Origin of the sequence: Pleionea sediminis, from assembly GCF_007570825.1 — a bacterium.
GTDB lineage: Bacteria > Pseudomonadota > Gammaproteobacteria > Enterobacterales > Kangiellaceae > Pleionea > Pleionea sediminis.
Window position 1 is genome coordinate 737,463 of the sequence record NZ_SUNB01000002.1, and the last position, 22,044, is coordinate 759,506.

Here is a 22,044-nt window from a genome sequence, read left to right on the forward strand (position 1 = left end):
ATGATCAGTGAAGAATGTGTTTGTTTTAACTATCAAAACAAACACGTTCTCCCTGTTTGAAACGACGTTGTCGAGTAATAGTTAAAAGAATCATTAACAGAATAAAAAAGCCTTCGGTACTTCCGCCACCGCTAGAGGATCTTTCCGAATTATTATTTCCTGCTTGTGCTTTTACAACAACCGTAACTGAGTCGCTAACGCTACGATTCGAACCGTCAGTAACGGTAAAACGAAAAGTGTAATTTCCCGAAGGTATATTATTAATACTGGCATTCAGTTGCTCGGCATTAATAATTGTTACTGCAGAGCCAGAAGTTTGTTCCCACAAAGAACTGACAATTGTATTTCCATTGTCGTTAACATTAGCCGAAAGTGAAACGTTAGCGCCGGCAGTTAACTCAGCGATTTCATTAATACTAACCGTTGGTGCAGACAATATTTCACTGACACCACCAGGATCAACTATCGTCCCGTTTGCAACATCATCACTGTCATTAGGTCCTCCATCCTCAATTGACATCATGATGCACCAATGCCCTTCCGTTAAACCACTGGCATAAACATTTAAATCAGGCGAAGGACATGCCCCCGGACTCCCGGCTACCGAATAAAGTTGATTATTATCATCAACCACAAAATCACTCCAGCCTCTTGTCGGATGAAGTTTGCGATACACTGCGTTTGCAGGAATGAATTCCCGTTGCGGAATAACCAATAAAACAGAACTACCGGTCGCGGGTAAATCCGTGATAGAAAAGTCAAACAATCCACCAACCGGATCGTAACCTTCATCACTTCCATGGTTTAGATAAGGACCAACCGTATTAATGATTGATTGATCTACCATAGCGCCGCCCTGTTCTGCAGATAAAGCAACCACTCCCAATTTTAAATTCAACCCAGGCTCAGACTCTAACCAATAACCCACATTGTTGTCTGGATCGCCAACTAACTGCTGCAATAAATGAGTGCTTGTAACGCTATCAAGATAATCAGGAATTCCATCGTTATCCGAATCTGCAATGCCTTCATCTGCATCATTGATTCCATCGCCATCACTATCATTCGAAGGTGATAATATTGGCGCTGTCGCAATCACTTTTAAATTCAGACGATCTTGGGTCGAACGAGAAGGTAATCCATCATCGGTGACAACAACTTGTGCAGAGTGGATGCTTAAGGATACGGTGGAAGGATCAAATGTAAATGTGGACGGATCATTATCCAGATCCACCAGTGTATTACTTGTACTATTCCAGTCATAAATATGAGTGTCTTGAACATTTGCATCTTCAACTCCTGCGGTTAAAGTGACTACTCCACCATCTTGAGTAATAGTTGTAACAAGAATTCCGTTTTGACTGGCAACCAAATTCACATGCGGAGCAATATTAAGTTCATAAATCGTAACTGTATGCGTGGCATTAGCACCTAAGACAGCATTGGTTGGATCTGCAAATGTTATCACTAACTGTTCAGATGTTTCGTTTAACTCATCCTCTAACAATTGAAATTCAAGGCTCGCTTCAGTGCCCTCTTCAATTGAAATCCTTCCCGCAACAATTGCTGGTGAGTAGTCGCTCGAATCAACACTACCACTGATGGTATATGGAATAGAGACAGGATATGTCGCTGCATTTCCCGATAACGATAAAGGAATACGAATCGAGTTACCTTCTGCTGCTGTCTGAGCCATTTCCAATTGTACGATCGGATTTATGTTAACCCTTTGAATTGCAACACTTCGATTTCCCGCTGAATCAATCGCCTGCCAGACAACCTGATGTCGTCCAGCAGGTAACACATCCGCACCATCAATCGTTACAGTAATTGCACCGTCAATATTATCAACTGCGGAAACAGAATCTTTAGGTATCGGCGTTAGGAAACCAGTAGCGTTCAGAGTCACCTCTTCCAACAAAGTAATTTCGGGTCCCAGTGTGTCCGTTGCCGCAAGATACTCATCAAGATTGGATTCTCCATCTCCATTTCGATCGGTAGTTGCATCAGTAGCATCAAGAGGATTTAAGTTACGATCAACCTCCCAACCATCAGGCATACCATCATCATCAGAATCAGCGACAGATGGATCAGTTCCCGCTTCAAATTCTTCGAGATTAGTTAATCCATCGTTATCGGAATCACTCGCCGCGTCATTAGCATCTTGCGGATCTAAATTATTTGCAAGTTCCCAACTATCCGTCATGCCGTCACCATCGCTATCGGCACTGTCATTTTTTGCCGGTGTCGTAAAGGTTACGACGGAACTATCGATAGCTTCACCGGCAATATTAAATGCTGTCACTTTAATAAAATAACGCGTCGCTGCATTGAGACGTACCATGGTAACAGAGTGATTTTGACTGAGTTCAAATACCGCTTCTTTATCACCCAGTTCATTATTGAGCACACCGTAACTGATTTGGCCAAATGATAATTCGTTAGTTTGCCAAGTAAGCGTTAAGGAGTTGCTGGCCAAGTTAGAGATTTGCGGTTGCTGACTAAAAGAAGGAGTGAGCAACCGAATGGTGTCGCTCGAATTAAAGCTAGCAATTGTTGACCACACTTTATTGCCTGCAATATCTGCCAATTGATATTGATACTCGTATTCAGTGCTCGGCAATAACTTGTTTAACACCATTAAATGTTGTGTTCGAATTGCCTGCGAGCCAACACTTTGCCATTGCGTTGTTCCAATAATTCGATATTGTACTTGAAGCGCACTCGGTTCAGACGTTGTAAGACTAAAGATCATTCGATCGCCAAAACTGTTAATGTCAGGACCAGCGCTAACCGTTGGAATTATCGTATCTGGCACACTAGCAGTTGTAACGGTCATATTCTTATTCAATGTTTTTGCTCGATATTGAGTCCCGTCCACAGTTCCAAATTTTGCCAATGCATCCGGCACTACCTGACTGGCAGTAAAGTCATGATGATCGGTGGAATACACCGTGCAATCGTAGGCCGTGTTCGGTATTAAACCGGTTAAGGTTAAAGTGTGCTTTTTGGTTCGTTTGGTATCACTCGTTTCAAGTGTTTCACCGCCACCAATACACACTAGCCGACCATCGGCATTAACATCGGTTACCCAACTTACAATGATCGACGTGTCTGTAACATGATCAACCGTAACGTCGCGCATAAAATGAGGATCGCCCTGATGACCTCTCTCTTTCGTTTTGAACCAATCAATTTCGCTGGTTAATAAATTACCCGAGGCATCTTCTGTTTGTACTTGATAATAATAAATCGTTTCGGGTTCTAAACCGGTAATCGCCAGATTATGGAAAGTGCGCAAACCACTTTTGGTTTCTACTCGATCCAGGTTGTCTGGCGAAGTTCCCATCACCAATACCGTGGAAGCGGGCTCATCGGTTTCCCAACGAATAACAACACTTTGATGCGTAATATTTTGAATTAACGGGGGCCCAATCATTGTCGGAGGCTCATTATCAACCTCAGGTAATGTTGTGAAACTAATCGGTTCACTTAACGTTGGCCCATTGCCGTTATTATCTTGCGACGAGACTGTGAGTTCATAAGTTGTTTCCGGAGTTAAATCGGTCAGTTGAAACTCATGCTCTAAAACATAGTGTTCTTCGGTCACCACGTGGTATTGAGTACTGTCGTTGTAAGATACGCCACTGGTTGAAGGCTCATCGGTAGTCCAGATCACCGTCGCTTCCGTTGCAGAAATATCAATGATCATTGGCGTTAATAATATGTGTGGTGGAGTCACATCGGGATTCGATAATGTCGTCACTGTTTGCGACGTACTGACTGAAGGTCCATTACCCCAAGGATCGGTGAGCGACACTACAACGTCGTATTCACTGCTCTCAGTTAAGCCATCAATCTCCAGCGAATGACAAACATCTAAATTATTTAAAATATAATCAACACCATTCACAGTGACAGTTCCATAAACAGGGCCGTCGGCGCAAAAGTTCACTTCAAACTGAGTATCAGTAATGTTGGTGATCAGCGGTCCATTGGTAAATTGCGGTGCTTTATCATAGGGTTCGCCCGTTGTGGAAAATTCGACAGTTCGACTGTCTGATACCTGTTCGTCTTTATCTTTAGAATGCACATTGGCTGTGTAATTTGTGAGTGGTTCCAGGCCATAAACAAACAGGCAGTTGTAGGTCGACAATTGATTCGACTCGAAGACTTGCCCATCGGACAATTCAATATAACCTCGTGCCGGCTTATCGGTCTCCCAAACAATAATTGCCGATCGGTCAGATATATAAGTAACCACAGGCCCCATCACAATCTTAGGAGCGACATCATTGTGCAGCAAAAAGATATCTTCGCTACTGGCCTGCGCAATTTCACGCTCGACTCGCGTAACCGCAAATCCCGAGCCCGCGGGCGGGTTAACTATTATATCGGTCGGTTGATTGTTAAAAAGAGCAAAGCCAAACTCACCATTGGCGCCGGTCAGCGCATTACTGATAGCCAATTCACCTTGATTTTCTAAATAGTAACTCGTGCCTTGTTGGGTATACGCATGATCAATTTGCAATTGAACACCAGGTACCGCAACGCCATTAGCATCGAGTGCGTCACCTGTTAAGATCGACATTGGCAAAGTAACGTCAATTTCAGTATCAACACTCAATTCAATGTTGTCCGGTAAATAATAAGTCGCCGAGTAATCGGGTATCGGATAACTCGGATTCGTTTGCCCTTCTTGCATTTGCAAATAAGGCCGTAACTTATAAAGCCCAGGAGCTAGTTTAAACTCGAAATAACCACTTGCATCTGTCGTCGCTGGCAAATCAGCAGCTTGATGATTTTCCTGATGGTGAACGGATATCAGCGTGTTATCGATTGCATTGCCTTCTGCATCACGCAGGTAACCCGATAACGTCAACGCATCTGTCAGAACAAAGGTATCACTAACATCGCCGGTCAGGGTGTAATCGGAAAATTGCGTGGTGGCCAATTGACGATTGCTCGCCGGAGGCGAAAATTGAATATCCATCGGCTGATCAGTAAACAGTGCAACTAAAAACTCACCATTAGCATCGGTTTTCGCATGTGTAACCGCTGACTTACCGTGACTTTCCAAATAATATGTCACATTGTTTTCACTAAAAACATGACTGATTTCAAGCCGAACATTTGACAATGGAGTGCCATTGCCATCAACCACCAATGCCGAAAGTTGTGCCATAGGCAAAATTAAGTTTTGAGTAGTATCGCCAGCGACTAATATATTTTCTTGTACATAAAGTTGGCTGGCAAAATCAGGCAATGGATAACTGGGCGATGGGCTCGAATTATCAACACTGGCACCAAATGGATTTAAGTGGGCCTGAATTTTGTAGTTCCCGTCTTCCACTTTAAATTGATAATTTCCAAAACCATCCGTATAAATAGCCCTGCCAATTTGATTGCCATTGTCTTGCCGATGCAATGTTAAACGCGTGTAATCCACCGGACGCCCCATCGTATCTTGCAAGACACCACTAATGGCTGAACCTTCGACTAACGAAAATATTTCGTTAGTGTCTGCCGTCACACTGTAATTGGCCACTGTTGTCACAGCTAAATCGCTGCGCTCGTCTGGCGGAATTAAACTGATATCAAAAGTCTGATCGGTAAATACAGCAAAAGAAAACTCACCATTAGTGTCAGTAATTGCATTACTACCGGTATCCGTTCCATAATTTTGTAGATAGAAACTTTGCGTATCATTATCAAAACGATGATCGATCAATAAACTGACACCAACAACCGGAGAGCCCAAGGGGTCAATCACTTGGCCAGAGACAATAGCGAAAGGCATTACAATGTCAACGTCTGTCGCTCCTGCTACCTCTATTTGTTGAGGCTGATGAAATACTGCAGCAAAATCAGGAACAGGATAAGTCGGAATGATAACCCCGGCACCATCAGGTCGAGGACCAAAAACATCGATAACCGGACGTAACTGATAGGTACCCGGTGCAACATGAAATTCATAATAACCGGAACTGTCGGTAGTCACTCGCTTACCCACTTGATCTCCATTAGATTGCAAGTGAAGGCTGACTTGTACACTATCAATCGCTCGCCCTTGATTGTCGATTACATTACCCGATAATTTTTGCGCATCTCCAATTAACGTAATGAAATGCACAACATCTTCGTCGCCTATTTTTAAATCTTCTAATGGTGTAACCGGAAATCCAGTCTCTACCGGTGCTTGTGCCGTAATAAAATAATCACCCGCAGGAATCGAGCGAAAACCATAAGAGCCATCATTTTTAGTCGTTACGGTTTTTACTTCTTCGAAGAGCTGATTAAATAAAGTCACTTCTACACTGGCAATGGGAACGCTTTCACCCGTCACAATGCCACTCACTTTAACGCCTGTTATTTGATTGGAATCAACGGGCAACTCAATAGCATCTTCACACACATCACCAACACCGTCGCCATCCGCATCAGCTTGATCAGTATTTGGTGTTATTGGGCAATTATCGACATCATTGAGAATGCCATCTTTGTCCAAGTCATTATCCGGATGAGTGGTTTTAAAACTCACAAGGTCGCTGGTCGTCACAACGCCCTCAATATTAATGGCATCAACTTTTACATAGTAAACTGTATTTTCAGTTAATCCGGTGAGCGTCACTCGATGTTTTTTACTCAAAGAAGCAACGGGCATTTCTTGATCTAAATTGTCTGGTGACACACCATAACGAACCAGTGCCGTTGTCATTATTTGAGTTTGCCAGTTAACTTGCGCACTGTGATCTTTAATATTCGTCACATAAGGTTGTACATCAAACTCAGGCGCTGGAATTACTTTTATGCCGCTGTTAAAAACTCCAGCTTCACAAGTTGCTGTATTTCCTGCAACATCAGTAATCGTAACTTGATGCTCATAATCGGTTTCGGGAATTAACAGAGTTAACAGCATTTGCTCTTCCACACTCAAGGTTAAACTTCCTTGCTGCCGCCATTGAGTATCTCCAACAGGGCGGTACTGAACAATTGCGCTACTTAATTCATCTGTTGCCCAAGTGATTTCGGCAGAGTCACCAAAACCAAGCACCTCTGGTTGTGTAATGCATTGAGGAGCCGTTGTATCAGGTGAATCACTTGTTGTTGCACTTATGTCGGCTGAAACCGAGTTACCGTTAATATCAACCGAAGTTACTCGGCAACGATATATGGTTGTCGCTCTAACGCCGGTCAGCGTTAAACGATGCTCGGTAACGCGTTCACTACTGCTCGTTTCAAAACTACCATCGCTCCCCTGGCACACTAAACGACTGTTCGTATTGATGTTGGTTCGCCAACTTATGGTCATCCGATCAAAAGCAACGTCGTCAATTCGCGGACCAGCAATAATTTCAGGTAAAATCTCTGGCGTCACAAGAGTGCGAAACGTTTGAATGCTGCTGGTCACAGAATTACCAGCAGCGTCACTAGACTCTACCTGATAGTGATACAAAGTATCTGCAATGAGACTGCTGAGATCGACTTTATGGTTTGTCTTAAAACTGGCTTTAGAATACGTCTGATTTAAATCATCCGCACTAAGTCCTAACCTGACGACCGAGGTAGCAGACTCATCCGTTTGCCACACAATGGCGGCGCTCTGATCGGTAATATCGATAGCCTCTGGACCGTATAAAATATTCGGTGCGGTTGTATCCGGTAAACTATCGGTCGTGAATTCTACAGGCCCTGCCACACTTGGACCGTTACCAAACGCATCGGTGGAAGCAACAGTTAAAGTGTAAGTCGTTGCCGGAGTAAGTCCGGTTAAAGGAATTTGATGCCGAGTAACTAACTCACCACTCGTCAACGTATTGAAATAAATTCCATCATTAAAATCGACTCGACTATCAGCGACTTCATTCGTGGTCCACTTAACAATTGCTGTCGTGTCGGTTATCGCGACAACAATAGGACCTCTTATTTCAGGCGCTTCCAAATCCAAATTGCTTAACGTTGTAACTTCGAGAGGCCCGGCAGCAACCGGCCCATTTCCTGCCGCATCGGTAATTTCGAAATTTAAAATATACAGTGTATCTGGAGTTAAATCCGTAACGGTTAATTTATGACATTTCGATAATTGAGTTAATTCATAATCCGTACCACTGACATTAATATTTCCCGTAACAGGTTCGTTTGCACAAAAGGATACGGTAAAACGGTTGTAATCCAGTGCAATAATTGTCGGGCCATCGACGTACCATGGCGGAGTTGTGTCAGGTAAAGCAGCAGTCGTGAAATCAACACTTTTCGGTTCAGAAATTAAATTGTTTTCACCAGTTGAACGAACGACAGCAGTATACAATGTACTGGGACTTAAGCCGCTCACTGGAACACTATGTTGAGAGGTTAATGATGAAAAATTAAAATCACCGACACCGCTAATGTTAACCTGACTATCACCAGGCTTGTCAGTTTCCCATTCCACAACCGCTGTTGACTGAGTAATATTAATAACAAAAGGACCAGCAATGATTTTTGGCGGCAACTCCTCAACGGTAGGAAGCGGTAATGTCGTAAAACTGACAATCTCACTTTGTGTCATGACACCTTCTGAATTATAGGCGTCAACTTGTAAAAAATACGTTGTTTCAGGAGTTAAATTTTCAAGAGGAAGTTGGTGCCCGCGAGAAAAAGAACCATCCGCTTCTTGTCGATCGAGTGCATCGCTTGATAAACCATACTTAACTATTCCGGTTGACGCTAATTCGGTTCTCCAACTTACTTTCGCTGAATCGTGAGTTATGTTGGTAATGGTCGGTTGAATTAAAAAAACAGGTGCAGGGATCACTTCACTACCAGTGTTAAAAATGCCAGTTTCACACGCACCTTCATTGCCCGCACCATCGGTTAAAAAGATTTGTTGCTCATATTCTGAATTTGGCAACAATCCGGTGAGTAGAGCTACACCGTTGAGCTGCTCTTTCGTCACAGACTTTTTCAACCATTGACTGTCACCGGTCTGTCGATAAAACACTTTGGCAACTGCAGGCTCATCACTTTGCCAACTCAATTCTACTTGCGTGGAAAAAGGACTCACCTCAACGTCACCAATGCATTGTGGTGCTACAGTATCGGTTTCGTTATCAGTAATCGTAGAAAAAACTTTACTGGAAATAAAACCATTAATGTCCGTAGAGAAAATACGACAGCGATAACCAGTAGAGGTACGTAATCCAATTAATGTCAGCCGATGTTCTTTCGTTAATTCATTACGATTTACTTCGTCAACACCCGATGTTGATTCGCACACTAAACGACTGTCACTGTTAACATTAGTACTCCAATTAATCGTTAAACTATCACTGGTCACTCGTTCAATGATCGGACCGCGAATAATTTCTGGCAAGCTGGATGAATCACTTGCCGTTGTGAATGACAACACATTACTAATAATTGTATTACCGCTAATATCGGAAGACTCGACAGTTAAAAAATAGGTCGTGTTAGGAGTCAGGTTCGTCAGTGGCATTAAGTGTTCGGCGTTAAATCCGGCACGAGACTTTAGTTCATTGAGTTGATCAGCAGCAGTACCTAAATGTATCAACGTTGTCGCGGCTTCATCGGTCTGCCAGCGAACCACCACAGAGTCGGATTGAACATCCTCAATTTGTGGTCGCCCTATTAACAAAGGCGCTGTAGTATCTGGCAGGGCTAGCGTCGTAAAAACACGAAAATCAGAAACGGTCGGACCATTGCCGTTGGCATCGGTCGAGGATACGAAAACGTTGTAATTGGTTTCCGGATTCAAACTGGTTAACTGGACACTGTGCAACGTCGTTAATTCTCGCTGGCTTAAAACTCGATAAGTTACGCCATCGTTGTAAGACACATTGCTCGTCGTAGGTTCATTTGTTCGCCAGGTGACTATCGCCGTTTTATCTGAAACATCAGTGACAACCGGCCCATAAGTAATGACCGCAGCGTCTGTATCGTTGGTAGATTTGGTTGTGAGTTCTATCGCGGAACTCGAAACCGGTCCATTGCCAGCGAGATCAGTAACTCTGGCTGAAACAGAATACCTGGTAGCCGGTTGTAAATTGTCAAACGTCTGTTGCTGACAACTCGCAGCCTCTCCCATTGAATAGTCAATACCATCAACCGTAAAGTAACCGTTGATGGCTTCATCAGCGCACAATGAAAGAGTAAAACCAATGTCAGTCACAGAAACGACCGACAAGTTTTCAGTTATCACCGGGGAAACCGTGTCAGGAGTTGCGGTTGTCGTCAAACTCGTATTTGATGGATTTGAAATATTATCAAAACTGTCTGTCGATTTAACGATCAGAGAGTAACTGGTACTCTCCGACAATCCAGACACCGCAACACTATGTCGAGTCGTCAATTTGTTAGAGACAAAAATATTACCGCCTACAATCTCAACCGAGCCTGTCGCGTCTTTATCCGTCGTCCACTCAATTAAGGCAGAATTGTTAGTGATTTCTTTAATATGTGGGCCAACAATAATTTGTGGCGCAACAGGATCACTAAAATTAACTTGTTTATTAAGTGTTTCTCCACCATTAACAGTGAAGTTAACTTCACTGGTGCTATCAAAGCCGCTATTTTCTGGCGCATTAAAAGCGATATCGTAATGACAGTCTGTTGCTCCTGATGCCAGACAATCGCTGGTCGCCAGTAACAGCATGATGTATCGCCCGTTATTATTTGTTTGAGTACTGCCATTTTGGTGAATCACGGTGTAACGTGATTCGTGGCCATTTGGCCCCTGTTCAGGCCCATTCCAGGCTTTGCTGGTAACCAGCTCAAAGCCGTTCACGGGTAAATTATTTTGATCAACCACTTGCCCGGTTAATTCTACGAAGTTGTAAACCACATCACGCGTCATATCACCACTGAGGGTGAAATCTTCAGTAAAGTGGGCGGCATTATCGGGTGCGTTTACTAAATTGACATCTTCTTTGTTAATGAATGAGCGAATCAAATAATCGCCATTAGGAACAACCCATGAGAAGGCTCCATCTTCCCCAACCGCTAACAAGTCGCCAACCTGAGAAATTTCGTTGCCATTTACTTCATACAAGGAAATAGACGCGCCTGAAATTGGGTTTCCGTTATGATCTTTGACAACACCACTTAAGGTTGCGGCAAAAAGTTGCGATACCAAAAGTGAAGACAGCAAAATAAGTCGCGCAACACCTTGTTTGAGCAGAATCCTGAAATGTTGAAAGATCTTCACTAATAACTCCAATACAAGGCGTATCGGGCAAACCTCATTGAAAGCAATTGAATCATCAACAATTATCGTCTGTTGGCGACCCCGCTATCGTAGATAAGTACTTACCCTTAGACCGGTGGCTTTGCGTATTACCCTTTCGAGCAATTTGCCTTTTCAACTCACAACACAATGTCTGACTTTGAAACTGCTTTGAAAAACTTATGGGTGAGAATGTTTTTATGACTACCGATCTAAGCCTAGAAAACCCTCAATGGAAATTCCACCTACGAAATATAGCATTTTGGAATATACAGTGGGGTTTTGTGAAGTTATGCAATTGATAAAGATTCAACCTTAAGATTCATAGTACAAATTGCGACGTCACCAGATACCAAGGCTTGCTTTCAACCTTTTTACTTCTCTATTTCGGATTAAAGAATTATCACGCTTTTTATTCTTCAATCCCCCTTTTTAATTCTTGTCCCTGAGATATAATCGGCGTCCAAATTGTTCAACAGGAGTTCGTATGTCGATTAAAAACTGCTCGATTCACAAGGTCACTCGCTCAAAACCAGGCGCTGAAGTAAAAATTCAGTTGCGCCCCAATGAGTTAGATGCGGAAGGTCCTATTGTGTCGCTATTTGAGCAATTGAAATTGACATTTCAAAGAAGCACTCAAAAACAGTATGGGCTTTTTAATCCGGAACAATCAGACAATCCGATTCCGGCGCTGATCCAAAAGGTTGAAGACGGCAATTTGAGCTTTTCAAGTATGACTCATCAGTGCGTTGAGCATTTAAAACTTCAATTTGAAAAAACAAAAGAACCCTTTAACGCCCATCTTCTTTTTGTCATTGATGAACTTGTTGAACAACCCTTCTTTTATATATTCTGGATTAATCACTCTGATGCTCAATATATATCAAATGACCTCGAAGTGGATACATTGGAATACATTAATCCAAGTAAAATAAACTATGCCTTCAAAGTCGATATCGAACAATGGAAGGTCGAAGGATGGGATCAATACATGCAATGTTTGATCGCCAAGGGAAATAAAGAAATTTCCGACGGATTTACACATTTTTCAGGGTTTATATCGAGTGTTGACTTAAAAGCACAAACGGAAGATTTTCTATCAGTAGTTGATGATTATATAGATCAACAAGAACCTGATGCAGGTCACAAGCTCAAAAGCAAAATTGTTGAGTATTGCATTGATCAAGATATGGCCGGAAATCCTGTTGATTTAAACGACTTATCAAATCAACTGGATGATGAGAAGCCGGAAGAGTTCGCCAATTTTGTTTCAAAGCAAAAGCCAGAAGTAAGACAAGAAATCTATACTGATCGAGCAAGTCTTAAAAAATATGTCCGCTTTTTTGGCCGCGACAAAAATTTAAGCATTAGTTTCTCATCAGAAATGTTTGGCGACAACATCGTGTTTGATGAAGAAGAGGACCAGTTAATCTTAAGACACATTCCAAAATCGCTGAAAGCGCAGCTAACGCGCTATATGAAAAAGAAAAAAGAGGACTAAACGTCCTCTTTCGTGCAAATCATTGTTATTAATCAATTTGATATCAGTAATCGAACCGACTCAATGAGGGTAGCCAGTCTTCTATAATACTGACGCGTAGTGCTTCTAGCTCTTCTCGAATATCCACCAATCGACGGCTTAATTCTGGATGATCCTCCCAGAAAGATTCAGGCACAGACAACACACTCGTTAACAGGTCGCCTAGGTGAAGTCCGCCTTGCGCAATAGGATTTTTTTCCAAAATATCGAAAGCTCTGGGTAACACACGCTCAAGATTGTGCTGTCGATCAATCATTAATCGCAAGTCTTCAATCGAGACTTTAGATAAAGGAGCAAGCTCAACAACTCGATTGTCATGCCGCCCCAACGAATCATCTCTATCCATAGAAATGCATCCTTCTTCAGTATCATAAATGGACATTAGATGCCCTCCATTTTAAATCCTCACAAAACATCGCAAGCTTTAAGGTTCTAGTGCTAATCGACCTATTTGAAGTCAGCCAATTCTAATCTAACTCGGTATGACTTCAATCCAATTCATTTATTCTAAGCGAAGTCAGTCACATAAACTCATACTGGCTTGCTAGAAACAATAATAATTTCACTATCGAATTATTGTGCAACTGATCTGATAGTAGCAACTAAATTTAACTATTGCATGGTTACAATTCACACGCTTAACCGAAAGTTTCGCTTTCGTGAACATTTATTGACTATTAATAAGCAATGGATCACACTTTCCGATAAATTCAATCTTTGGGATTTAAGTATGTCTCTCACTTCGTTGCTAAGACTTTGTTATCTATTTATTACTATAACCATAATTGCTTCGTGCACCCATCACAAAACGTCTGATAACAAAACATCAAAACTAGAGCTCTGGACTCAATCAGAAACAATACTTCAACTGCAAGAAAGAATGAAACAAAATGAGTTCACATCGGTTGAACTCACTCAATTTTACTTAGACAAAATTAAATCACAAGACAATAAGTTTAATAGCGTAATTGCAATAAATAATGATGCAATAAAAACGGCACAGCAACTCGACAAAGAAAGACAACTTGGAAAAGTTCGATCGCCACTTCACGGTATTCCAGTTGCGGTTAAAGACAATATCGAGACACTTGATATGCCAACAACAGCTGGCTCACTGGCACTAGAAAACAATGTTACGAAAAGAGATGCAACATTTATTAAAAATTTACGAGATGCCGGAGCTATTATCATTGCTAAAACCAATTTAAGTGAATGGGCTAATATTCGCTCAGAGCGTTCTTCTTCTGGATGGAGTGCAATAGGAGGGCAAACAAAAAATCCAACAGACGTGACTCGCAGTCCATGTGGTTCAAGCTCCGGTTCAGGAGCAGTTATCGTTGCAAACTTTGCGATCGCTGCGATAGGCACAGAAACGAATGGATCGATAACTTGCCCAGCATCCGTAACAGGAGTCGTTGGAGTTAAACCGAGTGTCGGTCTGGTTAGTCGTTTCAGAGTTATTCCTATTTCACACACCCAAGATACCGCAGGACCAATGGCTAAAAATGTAACCGACGCAACCATTTTATTACACTACATGAGCTCGGAGGATCCCAAAGACCCTTTTACCATCAATAAAGATATTGAACGAAACCAAGAGTTAGTCACACTCGAAAATCCAAGCTTTTCTTTCAAAGAACTTCGACTTGGTGTCGTCAATTCGTCTGCGAGCGATCATGAAGCAGTGAAAGCACTTGAAGATTCTTTGCTTCAACGATTACAAGAGCTTGAAGTATCGCTCAAGCTCAACATGCAGCATACTCCTTATGAAGGTTTCTGGGCGGATACCTATTCCGTATTACTTTTTGAATTTAAACATAACATCAACGAGTATCTAAAATCACTGCCAAACTCTTTAAATAGCTTGACCCTGGAAAAATTAATTGAATTCAATATCGACAATAAAGAACAAGAAATGAAATACTTTCAACAAGAAATTTTTGAGAAGGCCCAGGATAAAGGTCCAATTTCCAGTAAAAGTTATTTAACGGCATTAGAGAAAATTCGTAAGGAAACTCAAGCTAGTATTAATAATAAGATTAACCACAATAAGCTCGACGCACTTATTGCCATTACCCGAGGTCCTGCGTGGAAAATAGATAAAGTCAATGGTGACCATGTTGTTGGAGGTGTTTCGACTTATTCTGCTGTTTCTGGATTTCCACACATTACAATACCTTTGGGAAAGATCTACGGCTTACCGATTGGTTTATCAATTATGGGAACAGACTATTCCGAGAGTAAATTATTAAAAATTGCCTATCAAATAGAACAGGAGCTAAAAAGAAAGCCTTTAAAAGAGATTAATTAAACTCAGTTTCACACGGATTATAATCAGGATCTTTAGAACGAGCTCGAACCTCAGCAATTAATGCTCGATAGGCTTCGAGCTCGCCGTATTGTAGTAATTTTTGGTACCAAAATTCCGATAAAGACTCATCGTACATCATCATATTTTGTGCATTAATGTATTCATCGGATTCTGTATACGCCTGTATTTGCTCTCGTTTAGAAGAATACAGTTCATAATCGTGAATGTTTCCGAGCTTGTCACTGAGCTCCTGAAGTAAAATAATGCCTGACAAGTTTGTCGCTATTGACTGACCTCGCTTCGCCAAGACTTTTCCTATTTCTGAACAGTAGTATTTAATTTCAGCAGAGTCATCGACATGACTGCCACAAAACTCAATCAAAGGTTGAGTGCTAAATCCAGATATACTCGCTTGACTGATTGCACCAGACAGTCGAAGGTGGTGACTACCAATATTAAGTTGCTTGTAGGCTTCCATAAAAATCTGAATAACATCACCCCAGTGTTCATTGAAATATCCGGCATTTAAAACTTCTCGGAAACTTTCACGAGCTGGAGCCGTTTCTCCTCGCCGCAAATAATAAAGACTGTTCACTAATTGCTTGGCACCATTGTCATCATCGGCTACCAAAGCGGGATTTAAAAATTCTGGTTGGCAAAATGGATGCTCAGATTTTGTGGAGCAATGTTCAATCAGCAAAAAAGATAACACTGGAGAATATTTTGGATCGAGCATTAATTCATTCATTAACGTTTCAAATTTTGAGTGTTTCTCTGGCTGTTCTAGTGCAGTAATGTACTCTATTAATCTCGCTAAATCGAGCTCATCCGACTCAAGGGTGTAAAACTGCTTTTCCATCCAGGCGATATCACTCTCAGTAATCGATAGTTGTTCGCGCAGTGCCTTTATATCAAACTGACACTCAATCACCCTCGCATCGGATGATTCTTCTTCACCTTGTATCGTTTGGTAGTGAGATGATTTATCATTTAACTTATCTTCACTCGTAATTCGAGTGGAGTCCGAAGCGATATCAAATCGTAGGTCACGAGGTTGTTGATGTTCAACATCAAGATGTTTTTCTTCAGAGAAATGAATTTCTTGTTTGTCAGGGCTAAATGCTAGCCAAACAATAAGTGATATTATTAAGATGCAAATTAAATATAAGCTTGTTCGAAAAGAAAACTTCATGCGAATAGAATTAAAAAAATTTCAACGATAATCTTTTTTAATACACTCAAACTTGTACTCCCAACATTACGTCTCATAGCAGCCAGGGAATTAACTAACTCACCTCGCAGACCATTAAAAAGATCAGCAAATGGCAACTCAAATTTCTTTAAGTTGCCATTCCAACACTTAATCCAATTGAGTAACTTTATATCCCTTTGCTTTCAATTGTTTGATAACACCAATATCACCAACCAAGTGCAGTCCACCAACTAAAATAAACTCGCGCTCTGGTGTCGCGATCATCGCTTCCACCTTCGGCATCCAGTTATTATTTCGAACTTCAATTAAGCTTTTATAATATTCTGGAGTTTCCTTTTTCATTGGCTCGAGCATTTCTTTATTAAATAATTCGACTTTGCCTTCAAATAGCCAGCTCACCATATTGTCTAACATTTCATCGGCTTTTGCAGCGTCTCTCATTGTGGTTAATATAATTTGATCGGCATCGACTTTATCGTGAAAAAGAGCATTAATTTGGTCATCAACCGACTCCAAAGCTAAGCGTTTCTTTCCGTCACTAATTGCTCGCTTAGTGTAAATCATATCAACACCTTCAGGCGTTGCTCCGGCTTGCAGCATTTTACCCATAACAATTTGTAAACTTGCCATTGTAGGTTTCAGAGTTAACAGGCTATCAATAGGCACTTTTTGTTCTTTGCAGAACTTCTCAAATTTTTGGTAAACCTCTGGGCTTAAATGGTCTTTTAACGTTGTCCCATCCTGATAAGAGCCGAGGTAGGCCATTTTAAATGCAGCCCCGGCCATTTCATCCATGTCGACTTCAAAGACCAAAACATCTGAGTCAGCATAAGCCTGATCGTATGCTTTAGGGATTGGGAAGTCAGAAGCGCGCAACAAATGGACGGTACCACCAATGTAAGCCACCTTGTCGTCTTTTTCGATTTTCCATATCGACGTTTTACCTTCAGCATTAAAAGAAATTAAGGCACAGAGAAATCCTAATAAAGCGTAAATTTTCAAAATCTAACTCCAAATTTAAAGTTTCTAATAGAGACATCAAGCTTAGTCATCGCTGAGACAGTCTTATTACGTCATTAATTATCATAATATTTTATCCTATTAAGCGGCCTAAAACCCTTTAAAATTAACGGTTAAAGCGGTGATCTACGTTAGAATTCGCTAGTCGTACCACCAAATCTTTGGCATAATAGCCGCCCATTTTTTAACCAAACCTTATTGTTTCTGGAGTTTCATGAAACAAATCGCGAAACATCTGCTGGAATACCCGAAATATTGGGCCGAATGCTACGGAATTGCGCCTTATTTACCCATGTCACGAGCCGAAATGGACGACCTTGGTTGGGACAGCTGCGACATTATTTTAGTCGTTGGTGATGCTTATATTGATCACCCAAGCTTTGGCATGGCCGTTATTGGCAGATTTCTTGAATCACAAGGCTTCCGTGTGGGTATCATTGCTCAACCAGACTGGAACGATCCAGCGGCATTTCAGCAATTGGGAAAACCCAATCTGTTTTTTGGTGTTTCTGCGGGCAACATGGACTCTATGATTAATCGTTACACGGCTGATTTAAAAATACGTAACGACGATGCCTACACACCTCACGGTGTTGCCGGAAAAAGGCCAGACCGAGCCGTAACCGTTTACTGCCAAAAACTAAAAGCGATCTACAAGGATGTGCCATTGATCGCTGGTGGCATCGAAGCTAGTTTACGCCGCATTGCTCAATACGATCACTGGTCAGGCAAAGTACGACGCTCAGTATTACTCGACTCAGGAGCGGACATCGTTTTATACGGTAATGCCGAACGCGCCATAGCCGAAATTGCTCACGAATTATCAATCGGTAAGTCAATTCATGAACTGACTGACATTCGCGGAACTGCCTTTGTAAGAGACGCGGTCCCCGGCGGCTATACCGAAATTGATTCCACACGAATTGACTGGCCAGGCAAGATAGACGCCATTCCTAATCCCTACGAGTACGTCCACAACGAAGGTGAAAACAACCACTCCGAAGGTGGCTGTGCCAAACAGGCCAAATTAGAAAATGCCGATGTGCCTATTCGGGTTATCCCGATGCCACTAACGCGTAAAGAAAAACTCGATCCAGCAAAAACCGTCGTGCGCCTGCCTTCTTTCGAAAAGGTTAGTAAAGATCCCGCGCTGTACGCCCACGCATCACGCGTTTTGCATTTGGAATCCAATCCTAACAACGCGAAAGCCTTAGTACAAAAACATGGCACTAAAGAAATTTGGGTAAACCGTCCGCCCATTCCATTAGAAACCGACGAAATGGATGCGGTGTTCGACTTGTCTTACCAACGCAAACCGCACCCAAGCTATGGCGACGCACATATTCCAGCGTACGAAATGATTAAGTTTTCCGTCAATATTATGCGTGGATGTTTCGGCGGTTGTACCTTTTGCTCCATCACCGAACATGAAGGTCGAGTCATACAAAGTCGATCGGAAGCTTCTATATTAAAAGAAATAGAAAACATTCGAGATAAAACCCCCGGCTTTACCGGAACCATATCCGATCTTGGCGGCCCCACAGCCAATATGTATCAACTCAACTGCGTCAGCGACGAAATTCAATCAAACTGTCGCAAATTATCATGCGTGTATCCAACCATCTGTCCCAACCTGGTAACCGACCACTCACCAACAACTCAGTTGTACCGAAAAGCACGCAATATTGATGGCGTTAAACGCGTGGCGATCGCTTCCGGTTTGCGGTACGACTTGGCCGTTGAAGATCCCGAGTACGTCAAAGAGTTAGTTCAACATCATGTTGGAGGGTATCTAAAAATAGCACCAGAGCATACGGAATCAAATACTCTGGATAAAATGATGAAACCCGGTATTGGAACTTACGACGCGTTTAAAAAATTATTCGATAAATACTCAAAAGAAGCCGGTAAAGAGCAATATTTAATTCCTTATTTCATCGCAGCACATCCAGGCTGTACCGATGAAGATATGATTAATCTTGCACTTTGGTGTAAACAAAACGATTTTAGACCTGATCAAGTTCAAACCTTTTATCCTTCGCCAATGGCATTAGCGACCGCCATGTACCACTCCGATCGCAATCCATTAAATAAGGTCACTTATAAATCAGAACAAATGTTTACTGCGAAAGAACTGCACCAACGAAAAGTTCATAAAGCACTTCTACGCTACCACGATCCAAAAAACTGGCCGTTTATTCGCGAAATACTTCAGGATAAAGGCCTTACTCACTTAATTGGTGACGATGCCAAATGCCTGGTTCCATGGGAAGATAGTGTCAACGGTTATGCAAAAAGCCGCGCGCATGGAAAAAAAGCTGGACAGAAAAAAGCAGGTCCAAAAGCCATAAAAACCAAACAAACGTCCTCCCATAAACGAGCAAAATATCATAAGAAAAGGAAGTAAGTTTTAATCGCTTACTTCCTTTGCCCTGATTCGATTGAGAATAGCAATCGAAATCTCTATCATTTCATTGAGAAACCCCTTCAAAAACTCAGCTTATTGACTATATTCATAGTTACTAATATGACTCACTAGTCGACACTATGAAAAAGAATCTACCAGTAACTGACCGAGAAAATGATTATTCGTCCGACTTAAAAATTGTCTCAACGACGGACCTTAAAGGCGCCATTACTCATGTTAATGAAGACTTCTGTACTATCGCTGGCTTTAGCAAAGAAGAACTACTTAATAAGAACCACAACATAATTCGACATCCCGATATGCCACCCGCCGCCTTTCAGAATCTATGGGATACCGTAAAACTGGGCAAGCCCTGGATGGGCATCGTAAAAAATCGATGTAAAAATGGCGACTATTATTGGGTAAATGCTTATGTAACACCATTGTATGAAGATGGTCATGTTACCGGCTATCAATCGGTCAGACTAAAGCCCCAAAAAGAGCATGTAGAACGAGCCGAGACGCTTTATAAAACACTTTGGAAACCTCCATCAGCTTTTAAAAAACTAATTACGTTTGCCCGCTCAAGTTCAAACTTAAAACTATTCTCTGCGATCGCTTTAACCAACGTATTATCCTGTCTTGTCTTATGGCTGTTTAATCATGGTAATGAAATAACTTGGTGGCCATACTTTGTTGCCGTATTGTTAATTGGTTTGCCGATTACTTTCTTGTGTACTCAATCACTGCGTACAGCCTCTGAATGGTCAAAAAATATATTTAACAACACTGTAGCAGCAGAAGTTTATTCCGGAAAAATAGACGAGGTAGGTCAAATTACTTCTGTCATTGAAATGCAAAAAGCACAACAACAAACCATTGTTTATCGAATTAACGATGCCGCATCTGGATTAAAAACAGTCGCAGATTCAGCACTTAATGCAACTCGAAAAACTCAATCTTCAATGGAAGCACAAAAAGAAGAAATCGAACAAGTTGCTACTGCTATGAATCAAATGACGGCAACCATTCAAGAAGTTGCCCGAAACACGAGTGCCACTGCTGAAGCAACAAACAAAGCTGAAGCAGAAGCCAAAGAAGGCCAAACGATTGTTAACCTCACCATGGAAGACATTAATTCGCTGGCAAAAGAAGTTGGAAATGCAACTGTCGTCATTGGAGAGTTAGAAAAAATTACTGAAAAAATTGACGGCGCAGTTGAAGAAATTCAAGGCATAGCCGAGCAAACTAATTTACTCGCTTTAAATGCAGCCATTGAAGCAGCAAGAGCCGGAGAGCAAGGCCGTGGGTTTGCCGTCGTCGCCGATGAAGTGCGTGCTCTGGCTGCGCGAGTACAAAGCTCAACAAACGAAATTCATTCAATGATTGATACCTTAAGTTCAACAACCAATAACGCAACAGAAGTGATGCAGAAAGGACAAGATTCTGCAGAAAGAAGTGTCAAACGAGCAACAGAAGCGAAACAAGCGTTACACTCGATCACCGAAGCTGTTAATCATATTATGGCAATGAGTACGCAAATCGCTACGGCAACAGAACAACAACACACGGTCTGTGAAGAAATTAATCAAAGAGTTACTAATATTAACGACGTCACCGACGCAACACTGGAAGCAACGGTAAAAAATACTCAAATGAATCAACAACTCGATGATGAAGTCACTAAATTGGGTGATGTTGTCAGACAGTTTGGCTTTAAATAAAACTTTAATCGATTCGGAAGGAATGAGTGATTGGAAAGGCATTTCAATCACTCAATTACTGTGCTTTCGTCAATAATAACTGCGGTTTAGATTAAAGAACAACATCCCAAACATCATCGTGACTCATCCAGTCGCGATATTTTTCTTCACCGCCACGCGCGCCCCAATCAGAATCAATGGTAAGTCGAGAACTTATGCCGCCACGTGGATTACAAATCATAACCAATCTCAATCGATCGGGCTCATACACTTCAACGAGATGATCGTATAACACATTAATTAACCGCTCATAAGAAACAACCACGTTTCTTAACTGATAGACATACTGCTTCAATGCTTTTAGCTCGATAATTTTATTCGTGGGGTAAAACGTTAAATAGACGGTCGCGAAGTCAGGCTGCTCTTGAACTCCCAAAAACGTGAATTCCGGGATCTTCACCTTAATTTCATACGCCCCTTCAGATGGATTAGGTAATGCTTTAAGCATCGATTTATCAATAACTTCCCAAGTATTTAATGATTTACTCATATCCTCTCTAGTGACCTTTTTTTATTGGTGGGTTAAATGAAAAACGACATTTACACTTCTCTACTGACTATGCCGTATA

At 41.7% G+C, this 22,044-nt stretch carries 9 protein-coding genes and 1 riboswitch; of the genes, 4 read left to right on the top strand and 5 right to left on the bottom strand.

Features of this window, described 5'->3' with window-relative positions; translation table 11 throughout:
• Positions 1 to 25: 25 nt before the first annotated feature.
• Entirely contained in the window at positions 26 to 11,203 is an 11,178-nt protein-coding gene (locus FAX86_RS22860; RefSeq protein ID WP_144393867.1) for a fibronectin type III domain-containing protein, read from the bottom strand.
• A 71-nt stretch (positions 11,204 to 11,274) separates the two neighbouring features.
• A riboswitch (cyclic di-GMP riboswitch) is annotated at positions 11,275 to 11,363 on the bottom strand.
• A 345-nt stretch (positions 11,364 to 11,708) separates the two neighbouring features.
• On the opposite strand from FAX86_RS22860, the gene FAX86_RS13145 reads away from it, so the two are divergent.
• On the top strand, positions 11,709 to 12,722 hold the full coding sequence (locus tag FAX86_RS13145) for a nucleoid-associated protein (RefSeq protein ID WP_144393868.1): 1,014 nt from the start codon (positions 11,709 to 11,711) through the stop codon (positions 12,720 to 12,722).
• A gap of 43 nt (positions 12,723 to 12,765) precedes the next feature.
• Here the strand turns inward: FAX86_RS13145 and FAX86_RS13150 are convergent, their stop codons facing one another.
• The gene (locus FAX86_RS13150; RefSeq protein WP_144393869.1) at positions 12,766 to 13,143 is read right to left on the bottom strand and encodes a contact-dependent growth inhibition system immunity protein; all 378 of its coding nucleotides are present in this window, start codon (positions 13,141 to 13,143) and stop codon (positions 12,766 to 12,768) included.
• Positions 13,144 to 13,491: 348 nt separating this feature from the next.
• Between FAX86_RS13150 and FAX86_RS13155 the strand changes: the two genes are divergently transcribed.
• Positions 13,492 to 15,072 carry an amidase gene (locus FAX86_RS13155; protein WP_164503570.1) on the top strand — a complete coding sequence of 527 codons (1,581 nt, stop codon included), beginning with the start codon at positions 13,492 to 13,494 and terminating at the stop codon, positions 15,070 to 15,072.
• Here the strand turns inward: FAX86_RS13155 and FAX86_RS13160 are convergent.
• Together FAX86_RS13160 and FAX86_RS13165 are read right to left on the bottom strand one after the other, a co-directional pair.
• Positions 15,065 to 16,264: a hypothetical protein gene (locus FAX86_RS13160; protein WP_144393871.1), complete on the bottom strand. Its 1,200-nt coding sequence runs from the start codon at positions 16,262 to 16,264 to the stop codon at positions 15,065 to 15,067. The genes FAX86_RS13155 and FAX86_RS13160 overlap by 8 nt on opposite strands.
• A 168-nt stretch (positions 16,265 to 16,432) precedes the next feature.
• Positions 16,433 to 17,287 (bottom strand): TraB/GumN family protein, encoded by an 855-nt coding sequence (locus tag FAX86_RS13165; RefSeq protein WP_164503571.1) that lies wholly within the window; start codon positions 17,285 to 17,287, stop codon positions 16,433 to 16,435.
• 232 nt (positions 17,288 to 17,519) lie between these two features.
• Here FAX86_RS13165 and FAX86_RS13170 point away from each other — a divergent pair, with 232 nt between their 5' ends.
• Positions 17,520 to 19,712 (top strand): YgiQ family radical SAM protein, encoded by a 2,193-nt coding sequence (locus tag FAX86_RS13170; protein WP_144393873.1) that lies wholly within the window; start codon positions 17,520 to 17,522, stop codon positions 19,710 to 19,712.
• Between the two features lie 140 nt (positions 19,713 to 19,852).
• Positions 19,853 to 21,436: a methyl-accepting chemotaxis protein gene (locus FAX86_RS13175; RefSeq protein ID WP_144393874.1), complete on the top strand. Its 1,584-nt coding sequence runs from the start codon at positions 19,853 to 19,855 to the stop codon at positions 21,434 to 21,436.
• 91 nt (positions 21,437 to 21,527) lie between these two features.
• Here FAX86_RS13175 and FAX86_RS13180 read toward each other — a convergent pair whose 3' ends face one another.
• Positions 21,528 to 21,965, bottom strand: a complete 438-nt coding sequence (locus FAX86_RS13180; protein WP_144393875.1) for a preQ(1) synthase — start codon at positions 21,963 to 21,965, stop codon at positions 21,528 to 21,530.
• Positions 21,966 to 22,044: the final 79 nt, after the last annotated feature.